This window comes from Gallibacter sp. Marseille-QA0791, from assembly GCF_965119705.1.
In the GTDB taxonomy this organism is placed as follows: domain Bacteria; phylum Bacillota; class Clostridia; order Peptostreptococcales; family Anaerovoracaceae; genus Lentihominibacter; species Lentihominibacter excrementipullorum.
The window spans coordinates 465,655-484,476 of record NZ_CBCPMH010000001.1 but is presented as its reverse complement, the minus strand read 5'-3'; the positions used below and the strand labels follow the sequence as shown (position 1 = coordinate 484,476).

Sequence of the window (18,822 nt, the reverse complement as noted above, 5' to 3'; positions counted from 1 at the left end):
GTATGCCAGATGCATTCACCGCAGCGGCGGACAGTGATAAACGTTGAAATATCAATGATTTTATATAGAATGTATTTCCAGATGACAGATGCGTTTTATTCTTTTTACGATATATTTGGTTGAATATTTGCAACCTTTGGATTTTTCAGTATATTCTTCAGCTTTTTCAGGGCTTCCGGAAGTTGCAGAACCCCAACCGCCGGTAGCGAAACTGCAACCGGGAAGCTGTGAACGTCGTAACGCCAATGTCTGGGATCCGGTCACGACGCGTCCTGTACGATGATCTGACTTGCTTCTCTGCCAGTCTCCCGCATGACGATATCACATATCTTGGTCACCATGCTCTGATCCAATTCTTCTGAATTGACGGTGACATTGACTCCGCTCTCCGTTATCACCACGAAAGATTCAGGCAGGCCTTTGTTTCTCAGCAATGTTTCTATGGTCTTTTCCTGCCCCATGTACTCCAGCAGTTGCATCTTCTGGGCCGTCGCTTCCTCCTTTTCCTTGCTTCCCGATGCTGAATTCTCAGCATCTGTCAGCATGGAGATTATCTTGTTCCTGTCCATATCCAGGGTGGCTCGCAGTTCCTGGAAATATGTATCGCTGTTCTCCAGTTCTGATACATCGTCTGACGTGACCAGTGACGATTCGTCCACTTTATTTTCAGCCTTATCGCTTTCCTCGCTGACGTTGAGGCTGTCCACCAGCACATCACCATCGTGAAGAGGTATGTCATCGCTGGACGCCTCCTTTGAAAAAGGCCCGCCGATCGCTGTCCACGCTCCGAAGGCGAGAGCCAGCGCCAGTAATCCAGCCACTTTCCTGCGATTGGACTTTATAAAAGAAAACACGGATCTCCTGTTACTCATTTGCATCTTCCTCCTCATATCTGTCGACACTTTTCTTCTCGAAAACCTCCACACTGGCAGGTGATATGTTGAAGACAGCCATCACCGCATTGATGAGATCGTTCTTCACCACCGGATTGCCTGCTCCCTGGGCTGTCACGATGACGCCCGATACTTTTTCCTCATCGTCGTACTGGAGCATCACGTCTACATCCCCAACACCATCTATATCGGTGAGGATAGCGCACAGCTCCGCCTCTGTTCCTCCGTCTTCATCTATTATCTGGCTCCTGCCGTCCCGGCTCTGAGTAAATACGTCCAGAGAAAGCAGTATGACCGCTAATATGATGAAAAGTGCTATGACCTTCAGCCCTTTTTCCTTAAAGGCAGGGTCTTTCTTCAATTTGTCCAGCAAAGTATTTTCCCCCTTCAGCAAAACCGGTCCCACCGGAAGCATCCTCTATATAGAATATATTTGTCAGCTCTTTCAATATTCCCCTGTAAGATAAATTACCGGATACAATATGGCAGCCATTATGGCCAGTGAAAATATGAACTTTATGTATTTCCCCATGGAGCTGTCCGGCAGCAGCATTTCCATGAATGACAGAGCCAATATCATGATGAACAGACTGCTGACCCACTGCTTTACGATGTCCACGTGCCGCCACCTCCCATCCCCATCAGTATGGTTATGAATATGAGGAACATAAAGGCTCCTGTCGCCAGCACTACCGTCATGGTAACCGCCGCGCTGCCTATCTCACTGAGGCTGTCGGAAATGTTCCTGGTCGCCACAGGCTCGGCAGCTATGGCGATGACTTTATATATGACAGCTATGGAAAGAAGCTTTATCACTGGCACCGCCAGCAGGGAGATGATGATGAGTATCCCTATCAGTCCTACAGCGTTTTTTATCAATCCGATACAGCTGATGACCATGTCCAGAGAGTCAGCGGCGAATCCGCCAACTATTGGTACGAAATTATCTATGGAAAACCTGGCGGTATTTATCAGTATGCCGTCAGCCGACTTGGTCACGACGCCCTGGAGGGCTGTGATCCCTGTAAATACGGTTATTATCAGTCCTGTCAGGAATATAGCCCCTTTTCGCAGAAAACCTGACAGCTTCTTTACATAGTCCTTTTCCGTGATGCTGTTTATCATCACGAAGACAGCCGACAGGAAGACTAATGGAAGTATCACATGCTCCATGATAAAATTGAATCCGGTGACAGCTCCTGCCATGGCAGGACTCATGATACTCCCTGACGATATACCTCCCATGGATATCAGCAGCGGTATCATGACCGGCAGCAGTATTTCCATGGAAGCTGTCATGGTGTTGATAGTATCCTGGCAATACTGGTACGTCTGATAAAAATTGCTTATGCAAAGAGCTGTTATCACCACACCGCATATCATAGTCCCCAGAGACGAGACTGTCTTGCTGCCGAATGTATTGGAAAAATTTGAAAGCAGACCTGTAACGATACAGATGGCCAGTATCTCGCATCCAAGGAATACAGAACCCTTCACCTCCATCAGGAACAGGTTGATAAGATTGTCCATTATCCTCTCCGAATCGAAAAGCGCTTCGCCGTTGATCAGGTTATTTATCACCTGATCAACTGTCATACCTTCGAAGATACCTCCTCCTGCGGCGGCATCCCCCATGATATCCTCGAGTTCTGACAGATCCATGGAGTCCAGCTGCGCTTCTATGACGGCTTCATAATCCATTTTTCACGCCTCCTGTTTCTTCTCTGTTATGTGCTGATCTCTTCCGTTCTTTCTATCACCCCAGCAGCGTCTTTATAAGCTCAAGGATGGCCGTCAGTATGGGCATGGCCAGATAGAATATTATTATTTTACCGGCCAGCTCTACTTTGGAACCTATGGATGCCTCTCCCGCGTCCCGGCACAGCTGAGCGGTGAAATCTGTTATGTAAGCCACTGCCAGTACTTTCAATATCACCGGGAAAAATGTACGGCCGTAGGTGACATTATCGTATATGCCCTGGAGAAAACCGAATATCTCTGCCAGTCTGTAAGCTACTGAAAGGAAGATTATCATCACGGTCCCCAATACTATGTAGATCGATATCTCCTTATTGACGCTTTTCATTACAATGGCCAGGATAAGGCCTGTAAGCGCTGTCGCCACGATTTTCATTATTTCCATAGGGCCACCTAAAACTGGAGGAAGGTCCTTACAGTATCGAAAAATTCGCCTATCATCTGTATCACCAGCATCAATACCACAATGACACCGGCCAAGGTGGTCAGCATAGCTTGTTCCTCTCGTCCCGCCTTTACCAGCACCTGGTTGAGGACGGCGATGGCAATACCAATGGCAGCTATTTTAAAAATAACATCTATTTCCATAATCGATATACTCCTCGCTCACAGCAGCATGACGGCTATCACGACACCGGACGCGATGCCAATACCTCTGTACATCCTGCCCTGTTTTTTCTCCTGTTCCACGGCCTCGGTCAGATGACTCTGTATCCTCATTACCGCCGGTTCTATGACGTTTCGCTGTCCTTGCACGTCACTTTTTCCCAGTCCTGTCGGGATATCCTTCAGTATCGCGATATCTCTCTGATCCAGCGGACAAGCGCTGATATTTTCATCTATGGCTCTTCGCCACGCCGCCTCCAATGGTTCCTGCTTTTTCATGGCTCCGGCACATTCTCTGAGTATATGGGAAAACCAGCAGTTTTTCATGGCCGCTACGTTACCGAATGTCTTGGCTAGAGGGTCGCGCCTGTAGGATATCTCCATGTCCAGCATCCTTATCAGCTCCAGCGTGTCTTCCAATTCGATCCTTCTGTCTCTATAGGAAGAAGCCTTCATGAAGCCGAGCGCGGCGCAGCTCATAAAAATGAGGATACATCCCGCAAACTTCAGCATATCATACGTCCTTCCCTATCCCTGACAGCTTCATGACACGCTTCACTGTTCCTGTAACAGGCTGGGCGGACAGAAATATGAGAGTCTCGAACACATGGTTCCTGACAAGCTCTCCTACGGAGGAGCTGGCCACATCCTCGTAGCTGTTGCCATGTATCGTGGTGATGGTCTTGACCCCGGCACACAGAGCGGCTTCGACAGCGCTCACATCTTCCCGTTTCCCTATCTCGTCAGTCATTATCACGTCCGGAGACATGGAGCGTATCAACATCAGGATCCCTTCAGCCTTGGGGCAGCCGTCCAGGATATCTGTCCTGCCGCCCAGATCATAGCTGGGCTCTCCATTGTGGCAGCCGGCTATCTCTGAACGCTCGTCGCATATGCCGACGCGAAACCCTTTGTGACTAAGACTCCTGGCCAGATCCCGCAGTATAGTCGTCTTTCCGCATTTAGGCGGCGATATGATGAGAGTGTTCCTGATGGTGTTTGTCTTTTCGTCCCATACCGCCCCTATGACGTTTTCCGATGCTCCTATTATCTGTCTGCTTCGTCTTATATTGAGAGAAGAAACATCCTTTATCAGATACACCTTTCCTTCTTTCAGCGTCACCCGGCCGCATATCCCCACTCGATGGCCGCCTTCTATAGTTATGTAGCCCTTGGAAAGCTCTTCTTCGTAAGCGTAATATGAATAATCCAGCAATCTGTTGAGCGTCTCGTCCAGCACCTCAGGCGTCACCGACCTCCCGTCGTGGAGACTTATCTCCCTGCCGCCGCTTATGATGAGCGTGTCGCTGAAGACTCTGATGCGTATCTCTTCAAAATCGTCGCGTATGATTTCCGGCAGCTCGTCTACCCTTTCCTTGATAGATACCGGCAGCCTGCGGAATATCTTTTCCGTATTCCTGTCCATCTCTTCACCCCTTTTTCTTTAGTTGATACTAAATCATATTCCTTGTCCCAAAAAATATGACAGAGAATCCCGCAAAAAAAAGCACCAATGAAAATGCTGTACTGCAATCCATTGGTGCATATATCTTATTAGCTTCAATATTTTACAATAATTACCACGAACCTCTATACTCTTTCGAAAGGTTTTATCCTTTTCCCGTATAAGCCAACGTCGATTTCTTCGCAATTTTTATACTTGATTTGGCCTATCAGCAGGAAAAACTGTATAAAAACAGTGCTGTTTTGAGGAGATGGTGGGCAAATTGCTATACGGGAAAGGGTCTGAAAAGCCAAATCCCGTATAACCCGTCGGGTGCCGGAGCGTCAAACTACCGGATCAACGAACTGCTGAACTGGCTGCTGAGTTGGTATCCATCAGTCCGCCGATATGAGCAAGTCGTTAAAAATGCAGTTCGGAACGTTGTATCAGATCTTTCTGCAGAGCCTTGCCCAGCTCCACGAAATAAGCGCTGTAACCCGCTACACGGACCAGCATGTCCTTATAGTCCTCCGGTTTCTTCTGGGCCGCTTTCATAGTAGCGGAACTCATGATGTTAAACTGGACATGCATTGCTCCTTTGGAGAAATAGGCGTCGATGAAGTCCACCAGGTTATCTCTGCCCTCGATACCTCCAACAGCCTCCTGAGGGAACTTCATATTGAGAAGTGTTCCGTTAGGTGCCAGACTGTGATCCACCTTGCCGACGGAATTGGCCAGGGCTGTCGGCCCCTCTGTATCATGAGAGCCGCCGTCGGTGTGGACAGGTCCCAGGTTGTCTGAGATGGCCTCTCCAGCTCTTCGTCCGTCCAGGGAGGCGTTGGTGTTGAGTCCCATCCCCACGTTGGCGCTGACCGAGTATACTCCCGGATTGAACTGGCCGCCTCTCGGCGTTGTACGTCCCGCCACATTGCGGCAGTAGCACTCGAACATGAACTTGAAGAGATCGTCGGCGTAATCGTCGTCGTTGCCGTAATGATGGACCTTGGAGCTGTTGACCAGAGCGTACAGTATATCATGCCCCTGCCAGTTGTCCTTTACCGCCTGCAGCATTTCTGCTCCCGTGAACCGCTTTTCCTCGAAGACCAATTGCTTTATTGCCGCCAGGGAATCGGCGCAGGTGGCCAGACCGCTGGCCTGAGGTCCGATACCGTTGTACTTGGCGCCTCCCTCCGTCAGATCCCTGCCGTTTTCCACGCAGTCCGGAAAGAAGGAGGACACGTACGGCAGCGGCTTCCTGGCTCTGTGAGCCTTGTCTATGATATTGAGGCTGGAACACATCTGGTCGGTCCAGTATTTGAACTGTTTGTCGACGCTCTCCAGCACCTGGTCGAAGTTTTCGTAGGTCTCCAGGCTTCCGGTATCAGGTCCCAGGTGGCCGCCTAACGCTCCGCATTTTTCCCATCTGGCGCAGTGAGGACCACAGTCCAGGCATCTGCCGCCGTTGAGGACCATCTCCATCATCTTTGCCGTGTTGACATAGGCCGCGTCATGCCAGCCATATTCTCTTCCCGGAAGGTCAGGCTCCACGCATCCTACCACGGCGTAGTCCCTCGCTTCCTCCAGGCTCATGCCCTTCCTCATCATGGCTCTGATAGTAGGTTCATCGTTGAAAAGCTTAGGATGACCGTATCCGGCTCTGATACATTCCACGGCTTTCACCTTCAGCTCATAAGGGGTCTCCTCATGCATCCTCACCAGCAACCATGGGTTCATCATCCTGGTATGGGCTGATGCTTCAAGCATCAGCATAGTCAGATCGTTGGTCACATCGTTGCCGTCTCTGTCGACACCGCCGATGGTGAGGCATTCGCCGCCAAATCCCCTGCCCTGACGGACCTTGACGGTTCCGCCGTCCTTCAGCTTGGTAGGATTGTTCATCTTGACGTACAGCACCTCTATCAGCTCCAGGGCGAAGTCCCTGGTGATGTCTCCCGCCTTCATGTCAGCCTCGTAGTACGGATAGAGCCACTGGTCCATCCTGCCATATGAGATGGAGTGACCGTTGCCCTCAATCTGAGTCAGTGTAGTTGCGAAATTGAACAGCTGCAGCGCCTGCCAGAAAGTTTTTGCCGGGCCTCCGGCTATCTGACGGCAGTTTCCGGCCATGGTCTCCAGCTCGCCGCGCCTTGTCTCGTCCTTTTCGGCAGCCGCCATCTCGTCGGCCAGCTGCGCATACCTGAGTATGTACTTCTTGGCAGCCTGATGGGAAATTATCATGGCTTCGTAAAAATCACGCTTGTCGCCGTAGTCCGGGTCTTCCTTGGTTATCCTGGCGAGACCGGCCTCCGCCTCCTTTATAAATCCGTCGAAGCCGTTCTTCATCAGCTTCTCGTAGTCCATCACAAGATGGCCCACTCCCGCATAGTGGTAGAGGTTTGTCTGGAATATCTTCTTGCCTACCTCGGAGCCTTTAAGCTGATCATCGTCCAGCTCGGCGTTTATCAGATCGTCTACAGTCCTGCCCTGCCACCAGCGGCACAGGTCGACGATCTCCTTCCTCTCCTCGTCGTTTCGTATATAGAACTGGTCGTGCTCCCTCTCCTCGAAAGGCTCGTTGAGCACCTCGTCGATTATCCAGTCCACGGAAAATTCCGGATAGATAGGCGCGGCCTTGGCCGGCGCGGCTATCTCTCCGAGTATCAGATCTTCGTCGTATATGTGGAGGCTGACGTTGAGGAGTATGTTCTCGAAAGCCCTGGCGCATTTCACCTTCAGCGGGCTCTTGTCGTTATTCTGATAGGCCTCCGTCACCAGCCTCAGCCTTTCCACGTCCACGTCGTACTCCCTGTCCAGGAAAGTCTGACGCAGCCTGTTGACCCTGGGGAACGGCGACCAGTCCTCATGACCTACTTTATATCCCAGGCTGTAGCTGTGATCGTAGCTTTCCGTACCGCAAGCGGTGCAGTGAATCTGATTGTCTTTCCTGATATTTTCCATAACTATCTCTCCTTCGTTCCCACCAGACAGTGGATACCCCGGCCGTTGAAGTAATCGGCCATCTCTCTCACCCGCTTCTGGAGGGACCTCCTGTTGAACTTCAGCTCTTTCATCTCATAAGGCATCCCCAGGGATGCGTATTTTTCTTCTCCCAGCCGCATGAAGCTGAGAAGCTGCAGCGTCCTGACGCTGTTTCCCAGCCTTTCGATAATGAAATCTGCGGTGGCTTCCACGTTGTCCGTATCGTCGTTGATCCCCGGTATCACCGGGATCCTCAGTATCATCTCACAGCCGCGTTCCGCCAGCTTCGCCAGGTTTTCCAGCAGCAGTCCGTTGCCGGATCCCGTATATTCCCTGTGTACATCGTTATCCATGTGCTTGATGTCAGAGATGAACAGATCCGTATACGGAAGCACCTTTTCTACCTTGTCCCATCCTGTATGGAATGTGGATTCGCAGCAGGTGTGGATGCCTTCCTGATGGCACCTCTTAAAAAGCTCTGCCACGAAGTCGCTCTGCAGCAGCGGTTCTCCGCCCGATACGGTGACACCTCCGCCTGAGCGCTGATAGAAGTCCACGTCCTTCATGATCGCCTTCATGCATTCGTCTACCGTCATCTCCCTGCCCCACTGCTTTATAGCGTCGGCCGGACAGACCGCGGCGCACTCCATACAATTGGTACACTTTTCCCTGTCGATAGCCGTCAGCCTCCCTCTGTAAAATACGAGGGCGCCTTCCTCGGGACATACCTTCTGGCAAAGGCCGCATTTCTTCGGAGAAATGCATTTACTCTTGTATACTCCCGGCTCCACATATGCTTTGTGGCTCTCGGGATTGCTGCACCAGCGGCATCTCAGGGGACACCCCTTGAGGAAAAGCTCGGTCCTCATGCCCGGCCCGTCGTGGATGGTGAAGCGTTGTATGTTGAATACGGTTCCGGTGTCCGTCATCCTCTTCCCTCCCGTCTGTCACCGCATTTTCAGTATATTATGATGATATCAAAAGGCCGATGAAATTCCATCGGCCTTTTCGCCTTATTTGCAAAATCAGAATTCCTTATTCAATATAAGGAGTTTTACTTATATTTCTTCGTCGAAGAGTCTGGAAAGCTGATGGCGGCTCTTGACGCCGCATTTGGCATATATGTTCTCCACATGCTTCTTGACTGTGTGGTAGCTTATGAACAGCTCTTCAGCGATAGCCTTGTAGGTAAGACCCTTCAGCAGCAGCTTCGCCACCTTCTGTTCGCTCCTGGTGAGACCGTAGACGTCAGCCTTTCTGGCCGTTTCGTCCTCACGGCCCTCTCCCGGCGACATGGTTATCCAGTGATACCTGTCTACGATACCGTGAGAATACTGCTGGTCATAGTTATATATCCTGAACACATATCCCTTGATGATCTTGGCTTTGGCGACCGCACCGCCTTTTTCCGTTCCTTCCAGCAGAAACGGCAGCCATATGCACGGACCATCGCTGTCGATAGCCCTGCCGGCGCCGGGACCCAATATGTTTTCGATGTACTCCGCGGCCAGACTATTGCCTCCCAATATATGCATGAAATCGTCGGTTATGAAATATGCTCTGGCTCCTGACTGTATTATCTCATCCTGTATGGCCGAAACTATCTTCGACTGCTCGTACTTCTTGAAGCCCTTGTAAGCGTTGGCTATGGCTACATATATGTCAGCCAGTATCTTCATTTCCTCGTCGGTGAAATCGCCTTCATCGGCGCTTCTGAAGAATACTATCTGTATGTAGGCGTTTATGCCGAAGGCCATGGTGACGCTGTAGCCGGCTCCGAAATTTTCTTCCAGAAAGCGGACGTGATCCGACTGGAGATACTGAGACTCGTCAATGTAGTCAGTGGCTCTGTAAAGCCTTGGCTCAACGTTGAAATAATCCAGGTTCTGGGCCACGGCTTCCCTGTATATCCTCCCTCTCACCGTATCCCTTTGCTGGAAAGCCCTGTAGGGGTGAGTCCTGCTGTTGGGTCGCACGCCGTCGCTGTCGGTCCATGAAAGAAAGCCGTTATTCGTATCGAAACACATGATAAGGCCGTTCTCCAGACCGTAACAACTGCTGAGAGACTCCAGCAACACGCCGCTGAAAAACTCCCTGGCAGATATTTGCCGTTCCGACATTTCGGAGAAAAACTCCGTCTGACGTTTCGTATCGAAGTTCATGATCGGTCTTGCACCTCCTGTTCTATGATTTTATCATCCGAACAGCCCGCTTACAAGTATGATAGCCACGCCTATGGCTACGCCTGCGGCGGACAGCAGCTTGTTCTTCGTGTGCATAAGGTGTACCAGCAGTTCGAAAAGGACGATGTACACTATCATTCCCAGCGTCAGGGAAATGAGTATGCCTGTGATGAAATCATCTATCATGGACCACATCATCTTCATCAGCAGTCCGCCGACGAAGGTAGACAAGGCCGCCGCAAGCAGCAGCGCAATCTTCCTGCCGCGTTTTTCCCTGGAAAGAGTGGAATAGATGACCATACCCATGGGTACATTGTGGAGGCCAACGCCGATACTGACCAGAAGGCCCAGATGAAGGGATTCCGATGATATGCTGTAGACAGCCATTCCTTCGATGACATTGTGCAGGATTATGGCCACCGATGAGATTATCCCGATGTGTATCACATTGGCGTCGGTGCACTGATGGTCGAAGCCGCGGACACTGTCGTGATCCGGAATGAAACGGTCCAGCAGCTTCAGCACAAGTATCCCTGCTGCTACACCGAAGTACATGACGTACATATTGTCATTACCCAGATTTTCCACAGCCTCCGGCATCAGATCTGTCAGCGCCAGCGCCGTCATGGTCCCGAAGGCTATGGAAATGGAAAGCTGCTCTACCAGCGCCTTATTTTTGGCCTGCCGGGCGATGACCGCTCCGACCATTATGAAAATCCCCAGAAAAAACGTTACGGATAACGCCATTTGCCCCTCCCTGTCTTTGAAAGAAGAAGCGACAACACAGATGTCATCGCTTCTTTTCTTTACGAATACCTATTTGCCTGTACTTTCCTTTTTCTTTTCGCGTTTTTCACGCTTTTCACGTTCACGCCGCTCGTGACGTTCGCTTCTGTCGCTCTTTTCCTCGTCCTCGACCGTCGTCTCCTCTGCAGGGAGGACCGTCATGGTCACCTTCTCTATTCTCCTGTCCTTGATGGAATCTATCCTGAACCTGTAGTTCTCGTATTCCACCTCGGTGCCCACATCATTTTCGTCAGGTATCTCTCCCAGGATATCCAGGATCAGACCACCGATAGTCTCGCTGTTTTCCGACTCAAGATCGGTGCCAAGCTCTTCATTTATGTCGTCCAGATCCATACTTCCTTCCATGGCGAAGGTGTCGTCGGATATCTTCTGGATATCAGGTTCTTCTTCATCGTATTCGTCGTCGATGTCGCCCATTACCTCCTCGATGATATCCTCCATAGTAACGATACCTGAGAATCCACCGTACTCGTCTATCAGTATGGCTATATGCTGTTTAGTCGTCTGAAGCTCGAAGAACAGCGAGTCTATGTTCTTCGTCTCAGGCACGAAGTAAGGTTTTCTCAGTATCGGTCTTATTTCTACGTTGTCAAAACCGTCCTGCCTGGCTTTTATCAGATAGTCCTTGATGTAGAGTATTCCTATGATATTATCGCTGTCGTCCTCGTAGACAGGTATCCTGGAATATCGCATTTCCATCAGTTCGTCGATATATTCCTCCGTCGGAGCATTGACATCTATGGAGAACACCTCCGTTCTCGGAGTCATTACCTCATAGGCCAGCATATCGTCGAAGGCGAAGATGCTGGTTATCATCTTCTTGCCTTCCTCCTTCAGCTCGCCTTTCTCCTGGCCCGTCTCTAACATTGATACTACGTCTGCTTCCGAATATTCGTCGTCCGCCACGTCGGTCCGCTGTCTGAAGACTTTCAGCACAAGGGTGACCGATACGGAAAGCAGCCATACGAATGGCTTGAAGGCCACAGAGATGATCTGCAGCGGCTTCGCCACCGCCATAGCGACCTTATCGGCGTGGAGCATAGCTATCCTCTTAGGGAACAGCTCTCCGAACACCAGTGTGAAAAATGACAGGATGATGGTTATCACCACTACGGCTACTCCTTCACCGTGAGGTATGCCCCAGCTTCCCAGGATCTCTCCCAGGTCGTCGGAGAAACTGGTGGCAGCGTTGGCGCTGGACAGAAATCCTGCCAGGGTTATTATCACCTGTATAGCCGAAAGAAATCTGTTGGGATCTTCTATCAGCCTTTCCAGAAGCTCCGCCTTCTTGTTCCCTTCCTGCGCCAGTGTCTTTATCCTGTTCTTGTTCACGGAAACTATCGCGATCTCCGCCGCGGCAAAGTATGCGTTCACCGCTATCAGTACTACTAATAAAATTATCTGGCCCCACATGGGCCCGCCGTCAGATGACATGTTTTTCTCCTTTCTTTTTGTTCATCCAATAAAGCAATATCTCTAAAACCGCATTTTGCGGTCTGTGAACTAAATATATTTTTTCTTTCTCAGCATGAAGCTTGCGGCCACAGGCTGTTCCATTCTTATTTTGAGTATCTGCTGAGGATGAGGCGCCGATTCAACCGGTTCACCGTCCTCGTTTTCCATGATTTCCAGCTTCTGCGTGAAGAAATCAGCACCCGGCCCGAAAACCTCTATCTCGTCTCCAAGGACCATTTTGTTCCGCTGCTCCACCACGGCCATCTTCGTATCAGGGTCGTAACTTCTGACCAGTCCCACGAAACTGTAATCTCTGGTGTAGTCGCTGGTCTGATAATTCTGATCCTTATCGGTAGGCTTGTGAAAGTAGAAGCCTGTGGTGAATTCTCTGTGGCTGGCCTTCTCCATTTCGCTCATCCACGCCGGATCGCAGCTGTATCCTTCCGGATCAGCGTAATAGGCGTCGATGGCTTTTCTGTAAGCTCCTACCACAGAGGCCACGTAAAATATGCTCTTCATCCTGCCCTCTATCTTCAGCGACGATATCCCGGCCTGAGCCAGCTCAGGTATATACTCCAACATGCACAAATCCTTGGAATTCATGATATATGTACCACGGTCATCTTCTTCGATAGGATAGTATTCTCCGGGTCTCTGCTCTTCCACCAGTCTGTACTTCCATCTGCACGGATGAGCGCACTGACCTCTGTTAGCATCTCGGTCTATCATGAAGTTGCTGAGGAGACATCTCCCCGAATAAGAGATACACATAGCGCCGTGGGCGAAAGCCTCCAGCTCCATATCTTCAGGGATATTTCCCCTTATCTCCTTTATCTCGTCGAAAGTCAGCTCTCTGGCCAGCACCAGCCGTTTGACCCCTTGGCTGTACCAGAAGTTCGCCGTAGCGTAGTTGGTCATATTGGCCTGGGTCGAAAGGTGAAGCTCCGCATCAGGCCGCGCGTCCCTGACAATAGCCATGACGCCCGGGTCCGAGACTATGAAAGCGTCGATGGGTATATCACTTATCCTCCTGAGATATCCTGTCATAGGCCCGATATCCTCATTGTGAGCAAAAATATTGAAAGCCATGTGACATTTGACTCCCCGCCGATGAGCGTATTCAACGCCTTCCTTTATTTCGTCTGTTGAAAGGTTTCCGGCGCCCGCCCTGAGGCTGAACATCTCACCGCCGAAATATACAGCGTCAGCCCCATAGTCGACTGCTATCTTAAGTTTTTCAAGGTCTCCCGCAGGAGCTAAAAGTTCCATTTTCTTTATTGGCTGCATTTGCTTCGACTTTCCCTGTCTCCTGCTGATCATGATCGTCTCCGTCCGGCAGAGTCTGCTTCGATGAAATTTTCCATCCATCATAGATATCTTTGTCTATAACACTGACAGAGACCCCGTCTCCTACCGGCAGTACGCACGTATCAGCATACTCCAGATGATTTATATACTTGATGAATTCCCGCATCCTCCTGATGCTGGTCTTGTATCTCTTATTCGTATCATATATGTCCGATGCGGTCATACCTTTCATCAGCACGTTATCACATATGATGAGAGCGCTCTGTCTGCACATTGGCAGAGCCATGTCCCAGAATTCCCTGTAATGGCTTTTGGCCGCGTCGATAAACACCACATCGTAAAGATCGACATCCGACTTGGCCATAGCCGGCATAATATCCCTGGCATCGCCATACAGCACTTCTACCTTGTCAGAAAACCCCAGCTCTGACACGTTGACTTTAGCTGCTTCGTAAGTCTCCTCATCGGATTCGATGGTCGTTACGTGACAGCCGCAGCCGTCGGCGAAACAGCAGGCGGAATATCCTACCGCCGAGCCGATTTCCAGCATCCGTTCCGGATGTTTTATCCTGAGGATGTTGAGCAGCAGGCTTTCAGTTTCCTTAAGGATGATAGGTATATGCTTATCCTCCGCGAACTGTCTCAGCTCCATAAGCTGAGGATTACCGCTCTTATAGAGGGAATCTATATATGCTGTTATTATATCGTTGGTTATATTCATATCAATACCATATGTTTTCGCTTACCGCTTTCTCATGTTCTTCATTGGTCCTGGAATAGATGATCTCACCGTTTTCCGTAGCGAAAAAGTAAAGGTAATCCGATTCCTCATAATTGAGGACGCTATCTATTGCTTCCCCGTTCACACAGCAGATAGGGCCTATCGGAAGTCCGGCGTTTCTTCTCGTGTTGTAAGGGGAATCGACATCCAGTTCCGACTGCGTAAACTGCAGCGAAGTCTTCTGGAGAGCGTAGCCTACGGTGACATCACTGCCCAGATTCATGCCCTCGTTGAGCCTGTTGATGAAAACTCCGGCTATGGCCGGCATCTCATCCTTGACGTTACTGCCTTCTCTCTCCACTATGGAAGTCAGCGTCAGCAATTCATGTACTGTGAAGCCGCTTTCGTCGATGGCTTCTCTCCTGGACTCCAGTTCAGTGGCCGTCATATCCAGCATCGTCTCGGTGATGCTCTCTATGGAAGGGTTTTCCTCCGTGATGAAATAAGTCTCTGGATAAAGATATCCTTCCAGAGGATACATCACTCCATCAGCAAGTATGGAATCGCTGAGGAACCAGTACTGGTCTATCAGCTGTCTGAGATAGGTCGTATCAGCCCACTTGGCTATTATCTCCTCAGCGGTGAACGGCATCTCTTCAGCGATGGCCGCCGCTACCTCCGGTATGGTGAGTCCTTCTCTTATTATTATCCTGTCTTTAGAAATATATTGGAAATCTCCTGTATTTATGGCATCCATCATTTCCGGCAAAGTCATTGATTTGCTGAACATGTAGCTGTTGGCCTGCAGCGTGTCGTATCCTCCAATTCGGGCGTGGATCTTGGCGAAAGTAGGGCTCTTTATCAGCCCGTTTTCATCCAGGATATCTATTATGGCCGAAGCACCGCTGCCCGATGGTATTTCCACCGTCACCGTCTCTTCGTTTTTCGAATCCACAGCTCCGATACCGTTGAGATAAACCAGGGTGCTCCCCGTAATAAGTACTACTGCGGCAGCGAGGATTATCAATATCAATTTGGTCCTGCCGATCTTGGATCTAAACATTTATTACCTCATTCCCGGATCTTATCCGTATTTTTTCGTCCTTCTCAAAAAGGGACGCGTTCGCGCCCCCTTCGTCAGTACGTCTGCAGTACACACGCGCTATTTTGACCTTCCCAGGTATTCTCCTGTTCTGGTATCTATCTGGATGACTTCACCTTCTTCGATGAAGATAGGAACCTGTATAACCGCTCCCGTCTCAACCGTTGCCGCCTTGGTAACGTTAGTAGCCGTATCGCCTTTTACTCCCGGCTCTGTCTCAACTACCTTGAGATCCACGAAGTTAGGAGCTTCCACCAGGAACGCGTCGCCCTTGTAGAACTTTATCGTTGCTTCATCATTCTCTCTCAGGTATTTCATGGCATCCTCGACCTGGTCATAAGTGAGAGGTATCTGATCGTAAGTATCCTGATCCATGAAATAGTAGAGTTCTCCGTCGTTATACAGATACTGCATGGTCTTGGTCTCGATGTGAGCCTTCGGGAACTTGGCGTCAGGGTTGAAGGACTCTTCCTTGATGGCACCCGTAAGTATGTTCTTATGCTTGGTCCTCACGAAGGCCGCGCCCTTTCCCGGCTTTACATGCTGGAAATCCAACACAACATGTGGATCACCATCTATTTCAAACGTAATACCTTTTCTAAAATCACCTGCGTAAATCATAAATCTATCGTCCTCTCCTTAATCTTAACAACCTTTGTAGTGAACGTCACCTCCCGGCAAAGCCGTGTCCGATCACAGTATTCGTTATAATGTGTGAGCTTGTCGAAGCACATTTCAATGAATACTACCTCCCGGCAAAGCCGTGTCCGATCACAGTATTCATTATATCATGCAACCTTGCTATTGCCAATACCTCAATTGCGGCACGGCCTCCGGCAGCGAACCTTCCTTCGATCTTCTCTCTGTTTTTTCGCGCGGCGCCTCCGGACCAACTGCTGCCGAAAAATGCTTCGAAGCGTCTGATCCGGCACGCGAAACACGATTGCTTGCCGAAAATCGAAGAAATAGCGCAGATCCGGCAGCTTAAACAGCGAATATCGGGATCCAAGCTCGTCTTCCGGGCTGCAATGGTAAAATCATGTGCCGGATATTCGCATTCAATCAAAAATCCGGCAAGGCACTGCCGGATTCCTGTCTTTATCGAATAATCCGGCAAAAGTTTGTGGTGCCGCTGCCGAATTTCTTTACTTTTATAAAAATCCGGCAACATTCTGTGTCAGCGCTGCCGGATTCTTTAGAAAATCGGAAGATCCGGCAAGATCTCGCTATCCAGCCCTAAAACACCATAAAAATACCGCTAAAGCACCATTCTCCCTGTCTATCCCTGAGTCGGCACCCCGCCGGCCCCGCCGAACAGATCCTGTCCCAGATCCGCTGTCTCGCCTATTATCTTGTAGACATCAGCCATCATCATGGAAAATCTCATCTGGCACTGAAGATACTGAGCCGCTGTCGGATCCTGCATCAGGATGGCTGAAAGCTGCTGTATCTGCTGAAAAGCTTCCTGAGTAACTTCCTGACCCATCATCTGAGCGGCCTGCATTTCCATCTGCTTCTTCATCAAGTCTTTCAGCGACTGATCAAGCTGCGGATTTTCCTTCACTATCTTCTTATACTGGTCGTACTGCTTGAATTCTTCCGATTCTCTTATGGCCTGGGCCAGTGAATGCGCCTGGTCATATACGTTCATCCTATACTCCTTTCCGTTTCCGCTACACCTCCAGGAATATCGGCAGTATCACCGGACTCCTCTTGGTCTTGCTGTAGATATACTTTCTCAAACCTTCTCTGACTGCTGTTTTCAATCCGTTCCAATCCTTCATATTTTTGCTGAGACATTCATCCAACATCTTGTCAGCCACCTTGCAGGCCCCATCTATCAGATCCTCGTTCTCCCTGACATACACGAATCCCCTGGAGATTATATCAGGACCCGATACCAGCGTGCAGGTCTGTCTGTCTATGGCGGCCACTACGATGATGAGTCCCGACTCCGACAGGAGCCTCCTGTCCCGAAGGACGATATTGCCCACATCACCGACTCCAAGGCCGTCTACCATTATCCCTTCTGCTTCAGCCACATGCTTGGTTATGAATGCGCTGTTTTTGGAGACGGTGAGAGAATCCCCATTCTCCAACAGGAATATGTTTTCTTCAGGCATCCCCAGCAAATGGGCCAGCTCTGCGTGAGTTTTCAGATGTCTGAATTCCCCGTGGACCGGCATGAAAAACTTCGGCCTGATGAGAGAATGCATCAGCTTCAGCTCCTCCTGGCAGGCATGGCCTGAAACGTGAGTATCAGCTATATCGGAGTATATGACCTCCGCGCCCTTTTCCACCAGCTGGTTCACTACGTTGGATACTGTCAGCTCGTTGCCCGGTACAGGGGACGATGACAGGATGACCATATCACCCGGCTTGATCTTGATAGCTTTGTGATCCGAAGAAGCCATTCTGGCCAGAGCCGACATAGGCTCGCCTTGGCTCCCTGTCGTTATGACCACCAGCTCCTTGTCAGGGACGTTCTTCGCCTTATTGAGATCCACCAGCATGTTGGACGGTATCTTTATATATCCCAGCTCTTTAGCCAGATCCACCACGTTGACCATGCTGCGTCCGGAGATGGCCACCTTTCTCTTGCACAGCAGCGCCAGGTCTATTATCTTTTGTATTCTGTGGACGTTAGAGGAGAATGTGGCGATTATTATCCTCCTGTCAGATCTTCTGAATATATTTTCCAGAGTCCTTCCTACAACTCTCTCGGAAGGAGTATATCCTCTCCTCAATACGTTGGTGCTGTCGGCCATCATCAGCAGCACGCCTTCCGAACCTATCTGGGCCAGTCTGGCGAAATCCACCGGATTGCCGTCTACCGGAGTATAGTCGATCTTGAAGTCTCCTGTATGGAAGATACGTCCGGCGGGAGTGGTTATGGACAGACACATGGAATCGGCTATGGAATGGGTTATCCTCAACGCCTCTACTTTGAAATGCCGTCCCAGCTTAAAGGTCTGCCCTGCTTCTACTACATGCATCACGGCTTTGAGCCCGTGTTCCCTGAGTTTGTTCTCTATCAGTCCCAGCGGGAATCTCATCCCGTAGATGGGAACGTTTATCTCCTTCAGCAGATACGGTATCCCTCCGATGTGGTCCTCATGGCCGTGAGTTATCACCAGCCCTTTTATCTTCCTTCTGTTTTCGGTCAGATAAGTGAAATCCGGGATGACCTTATCTATACCGAACATATCATCATCCGGGAAAGAGAGACCGCAGTCGATTATCATTATCTCGTTCTCGTATTCGATGGCGGTCATATTCTTCCCTATCTCACCAAGACCACCCAACGGGATGATCCTGACCTGTGGCGCGTTGTCCGCTTTCTTCTTTCTGTTGGCTGCCGGCTGCTTCTTGCGGGCGGCAGTCTGTTTGGCGCCGGTCTGCTTTGTTTTTGCCGGCGTCTGCGCTGTCCTTTTACCGGCGGCAGTAGCATTAGTTTTCGTTCCTCTGCCGCGGCCGGCAGTTCTGCCGCTGTTTGTCTTTCTGTTTCCGGAAGCGGCTGTTCTGCGCGGTTTCGTGGACGTAGTATTGTTCTGTTCGTTCATAAA

General features: G+C 50.1%; 19 protein-coding genes. All 19 read right to left on the bottom strand.

Annotated features, from left to right (window positions below):
• Positions 1 to 260: 260 nt before the first annotated feature.
• The 19 genes from ACQY69_RS02315 to ACQY69_RS02225 all read right to left on the bottom strand — a co-directional run bounded on the left by ACQY69_RS02315 (position 261) and on the right by ACQY69_RS02225 (position 18,819).
• Positions 261 to 872, bottom strand: coding sequence for a SpoIIIAH-like family protein (locus tag ACQY69_RS02315; protein WP_428258282.1), 612 nt, complete (start codon positions 870 to 872; stop codon positions 261 to 263).
• Positions 865 to 1,299, bottom strand: a complete 435-nt coding sequence (locus ACQY69_RS02310) for a hypothetical protein (RefSeq protein ID WP_428258281.1) — start codon at positions 1,297 to 1,299, stop codon at positions 865 to 867. Before ACQY69_RS02310 ends, ACQY69_RS02315 begins: the two co-directional genes overlap by 8 nt.
• Before the next feature lie 39 nt (positions 1,300 to 1,338).
• A complete protein-coding gene (locus tag ACQY69_RS02305; RefSeq protein WP_428258279.1) occupies positions 1,339 to 1,512 on the bottom strand; it encodes a stage III sporulation protein AF in 174 nt (57 codons plus the stop codon).
• Complete coding sequence (gene spoIIIAE, locus ACQY69_RS02300; RefSeq protein ID WP_428258278.1) at positions 1,500 to 2,594, bottom strand: stage III sporulation protein AE; 1,095 nt, start codon at positions 2,592 to 2,594, stop codon at positions 1,500 to 1,502. Before spoIIIAE ends, ACQY69_RS02305 begins: the two co-directional genes overlap by 13 nt.
• Before the next feature lie 55 nt (positions 2,595 to 2,649).
• Positions 2,650 to 3,036 (bottom strand): stage III sporulation protein AD, encoded by a 387-nt coding sequence (gene spoIIIAD / locus ACQY69_RS02295; RefSeq protein WP_428258277.1) that lies wholly within the window; start codon positions 3,034 to 3,036, stop codon positions 2,650 to 2,652.
• Positions 3,037 to 3,044: 8 nt separating this feature from the next.
• The gene (gene spoIIIAC, locus ACQY69_RS02290) at positions 3,045 to 3,239 is read right to left on the bottom strand and encodes a stage III sporulation protein AC (protein ID WP_428258275.1); all 195 of its coding nucleotides are present in this window, start codon (positions 3,237 to 3,239) and stop codon (positions 3,045 to 3,047) included.
• An 18-nt stretch (positions 3,240 to 3,257) separates the two neighbouring features.
• Positions 3,258 to 3,770 (bottom strand): hypothetical protein, encoded by a 513-nt coding sequence (locus ACQY69_RS02285; protein WP_428258273.1) that lies wholly within the window; start codon positions 3,768 to 3,770, stop codon positions 3,258 to 3,260.
• Between the two features lies 1 nt (position 3,771).
• Complete coding sequence (gene spoIIIAA, locus ACQY69_RS02280) at positions 3,772 to 4,683, bottom strand: stage III sporulation protein AA (RefSeq protein WP_428258272.1); 912 nt, start codon at positions 4,681 to 4,683, stop codon at positions 3,772 to 3,774.
• Between the two features lie 438 nt (positions 4,684 to 5,121).
• On the bottom strand, positions 5,122 to 7,659 hold the full coding sequence (gene hpfG / locus ACQY69_RS02275; RefSeq protein ID WP_428258270.1) for a (2S)-3-sulfopropanediol dehydratase: 2,538 nt from the start codon (positions 7,657 to 7,659) through the stop codon (positions 5,122 to 5,124).
• A 2-nt stretch (positions 7,660 to 7,661) separates the two neighbouring features.
• Entirely contained in the window at positions 7,662 to 8,609 is a 948-nt protein-coding gene (hpfH, locus tag ACQY69_RS02270; protein ID WP_428258268.1) for a (2S)-3-sulfopropanediol dehydratase activating enzyme, read from the bottom strand.
• Positions 8,610 to 8,738: 129 nt separating this feature from the next.
• A complete protein-coding gene (locus ACQY69_RS02265) occupies positions 8,739 to 9,842 on the bottom strand; it encodes a helix-turn-helix transcriptional regulator (RefSeq protein ID WP_428258267.1) in 1,104 nt (367 codons plus the stop codon).
• Between the two features lie 33 nt (positions 9,843 to 9,875).
• Positions 9,876 to 10,610, bottom strand: coding sequence for a ZIP family metal transporter (locus tag ACQY69_RS02260; RefSeq protein ID WP_428258266.1), 735 nt, complete (start codon positions 10,608 to 10,610; stop codon positions 9,876 to 9,878).
• 69 nt (positions 10,611 to 10,679) lie between these two features.
• Complete coding sequence (locus tag ACQY69_RS02255; protein WP_428258264.1) at positions 10,680 to 12,104, bottom strand: hemolysin family protein; 1,425 nt, start codon at positions 12,102 to 12,104, stop codon at positions 10,680 to 10,682.
• A gap of 69 nt (positions 12,105 to 12,173) precedes the next feature.
• Positions 12,174 to 13,403, bottom strand: coding sequence for a peptidase U32 family protein (locus tag ACQY69_RS02250; protein ID WP_428260997.1), 1,230 nt, complete (start codon positions 13,401 to 13,403; stop codon positions 12,174 to 12,176).
• Positions 13,363 to 14,154 carry an O-methyltransferase gene (locus ACQY69_RS02245; RefSeq protein WP_428258263.1) on the bottom strand — a complete coding sequence of 264 codons (792 nt, stop codon included), beginning with the start codon at positions 14,152 to 14,154 and terminating at the stop codon, positions 13,363 to 13,365. Before ACQY69_RS02245 ends, ACQY69_RS02250 begins: the two co-directional genes overlap by 41 nt.
• A gap of 1 nt (position 14,155) precedes the next feature.
• A complete protein-coding gene (gene mltG, locus ACQY69_RS02240) occupies positions 14,156 to 15,217 on the bottom strand; it encodes an endolytic transglycosylase MltG (RefSeq protein ID WP_428258261.1) in 1,062 nt (353 codons plus the stop codon).
• Positions 15,218 to 15,316: 99 nt separating this feature from the next.
• Positions 15,317 to 15,877: an elongation factor P gene (gene efp, locus ACQY69_RS02235; protein WP_428258259.1), complete on the bottom strand. Its 561-nt coding sequence runs from the start codon at positions 15,875 to 15,877 to the stop codon at positions 15,317 to 15,319.
• 658 nt (positions 15,878 to 16,535) lie between these two features.
• Entirely contained in the window at positions 16,536 to 16,907 is a 372-nt protein-coding gene (locus ACQY69_RS02230; RefSeq protein WP_428258257.1) for a YlbF family regulator, read from the bottom strand.
• A gap of 22 nt (positions 16,908 to 16,929) precedes the next feature.
• Entirely contained in the window at positions 16,930 to 18,819 is a 1,890-nt protein-coding gene (locus ACQY69_RS02225) for an RNase J family beta-CASP ribonuclease (RefSeq protein ID WP_428258256.1), read from the bottom strand.
• Positions 18,820 to 18,822: the final 3 nt, after the last annotated feature.

Bases quoted from the DNA above. Each gene is read 5' to 3' on its own strand.
- ACQY69_RS02285 (WP_428258273.1), bottom strand. From the start codon at position 3,770: ATGCTGAAGTTTGCGGGATGTATCCTCATTTTTATGAGCTGCGCCGCG.
- ACQY69_RS02315 (WP_428258282.1), bottom strand. From the start codon at position 872: ATGAGTAACAGGAGATCCGTGTTTTCTTTTATAAAGTCCAATCGCAGG.
- ACQY69_RS02255 (WP_428258264.1), bottom strand. From the start codon at position 12,104: ATGTCATCTGACGGCGGGCCCATGTGGGGCCAGATAATTTTATTAGTA.
- ACQY69_RS02265 (WP_428258267.1), bottom strand. From the start codon at position 9,842: ATGAACTTCGATACGAAACGTCAGACGGAGTTTTTCTCCGAAATGTCG.
- spoIIIAC (WP_428258275.1), bottom strand. From the start codon at position 3,239: ATGGAAATAGATGTTATTTTTAAAATAGCTGCCATTGGTATTGCCATC.
- efp (WP_428258259.1), bottom strand. From the start codon at position 15,877: ATGATTTACGCAGGTGATTTTAGAAAAGGTATTACGTTTGAAATAGAT.
- ACQY69_RS02245 (WP_428258263.1), bottom strand. From the start codon at position 14,154: ATGAATATAACCAACGATATAATAACAGCATATATAGATTCCCTCTAT.
- spoIIIAE (WP_428258278.1), bottom strand. From the start codon at position 2,594: ATGGATTATGAAGCCGTCATAGAAGCGCAGCTGGACTCCATGGATCTG.
- hpfG (WP_428258270.1), bottom strand. From the start codon at position 7,659: ATGGAAAATATCAGGAAAGACAATCAGATTCACTGCACCGCTTGCGGT.
- ACQY69_RS02225 (WP_428258256.1), bottom strand. From the start codon at position 18,819: ATGAACGAACAGAACAATACTACGTCCACGAAACCGCGCAGAACAGCC.
- hpfH (WP_428258268.1), bottom strand. From the start codon at position 8,609: ATGACGGACACCGGAACCGTATTCAACATACAACGCTTCACCATCCAC.
- spoIIIAD (WP_428258277.1), bottom strand. From the start codon at position 3,036: ATGGAAATAATGAAAATCGTGGCGACAGCGCTTACAGGCCTTATCCTG.
- ACQY69_RS02230 (WP_428258257.1), bottom strand. From the start codon at position 16,907: ATGAACGTATATGACCAGGCGCATTCACTGGCCCAGGCCATAAGAGAA.
- ACQY69_RS02260 (WP_428258266.1), bottom strand. From the start codon at position 10,610: ATGGCGTTATCCGTAACGTTTTTTCTGGGGATTTTCATAATGGTCGGA.
- mltG (WP_428258261.1), bottom strand. From the start codon at position 15,217: ATGTTTAGATCCAAGATCGGCAGGACCAAATTGATATTGATAATCCTC.
- spoIIIAA (WP_428258272.1), bottom strand. From the start codon at position 4,683: ATGGACAGGAATACGGAAAAGATATTCCGCAGGCTGCCGGTATCTATC.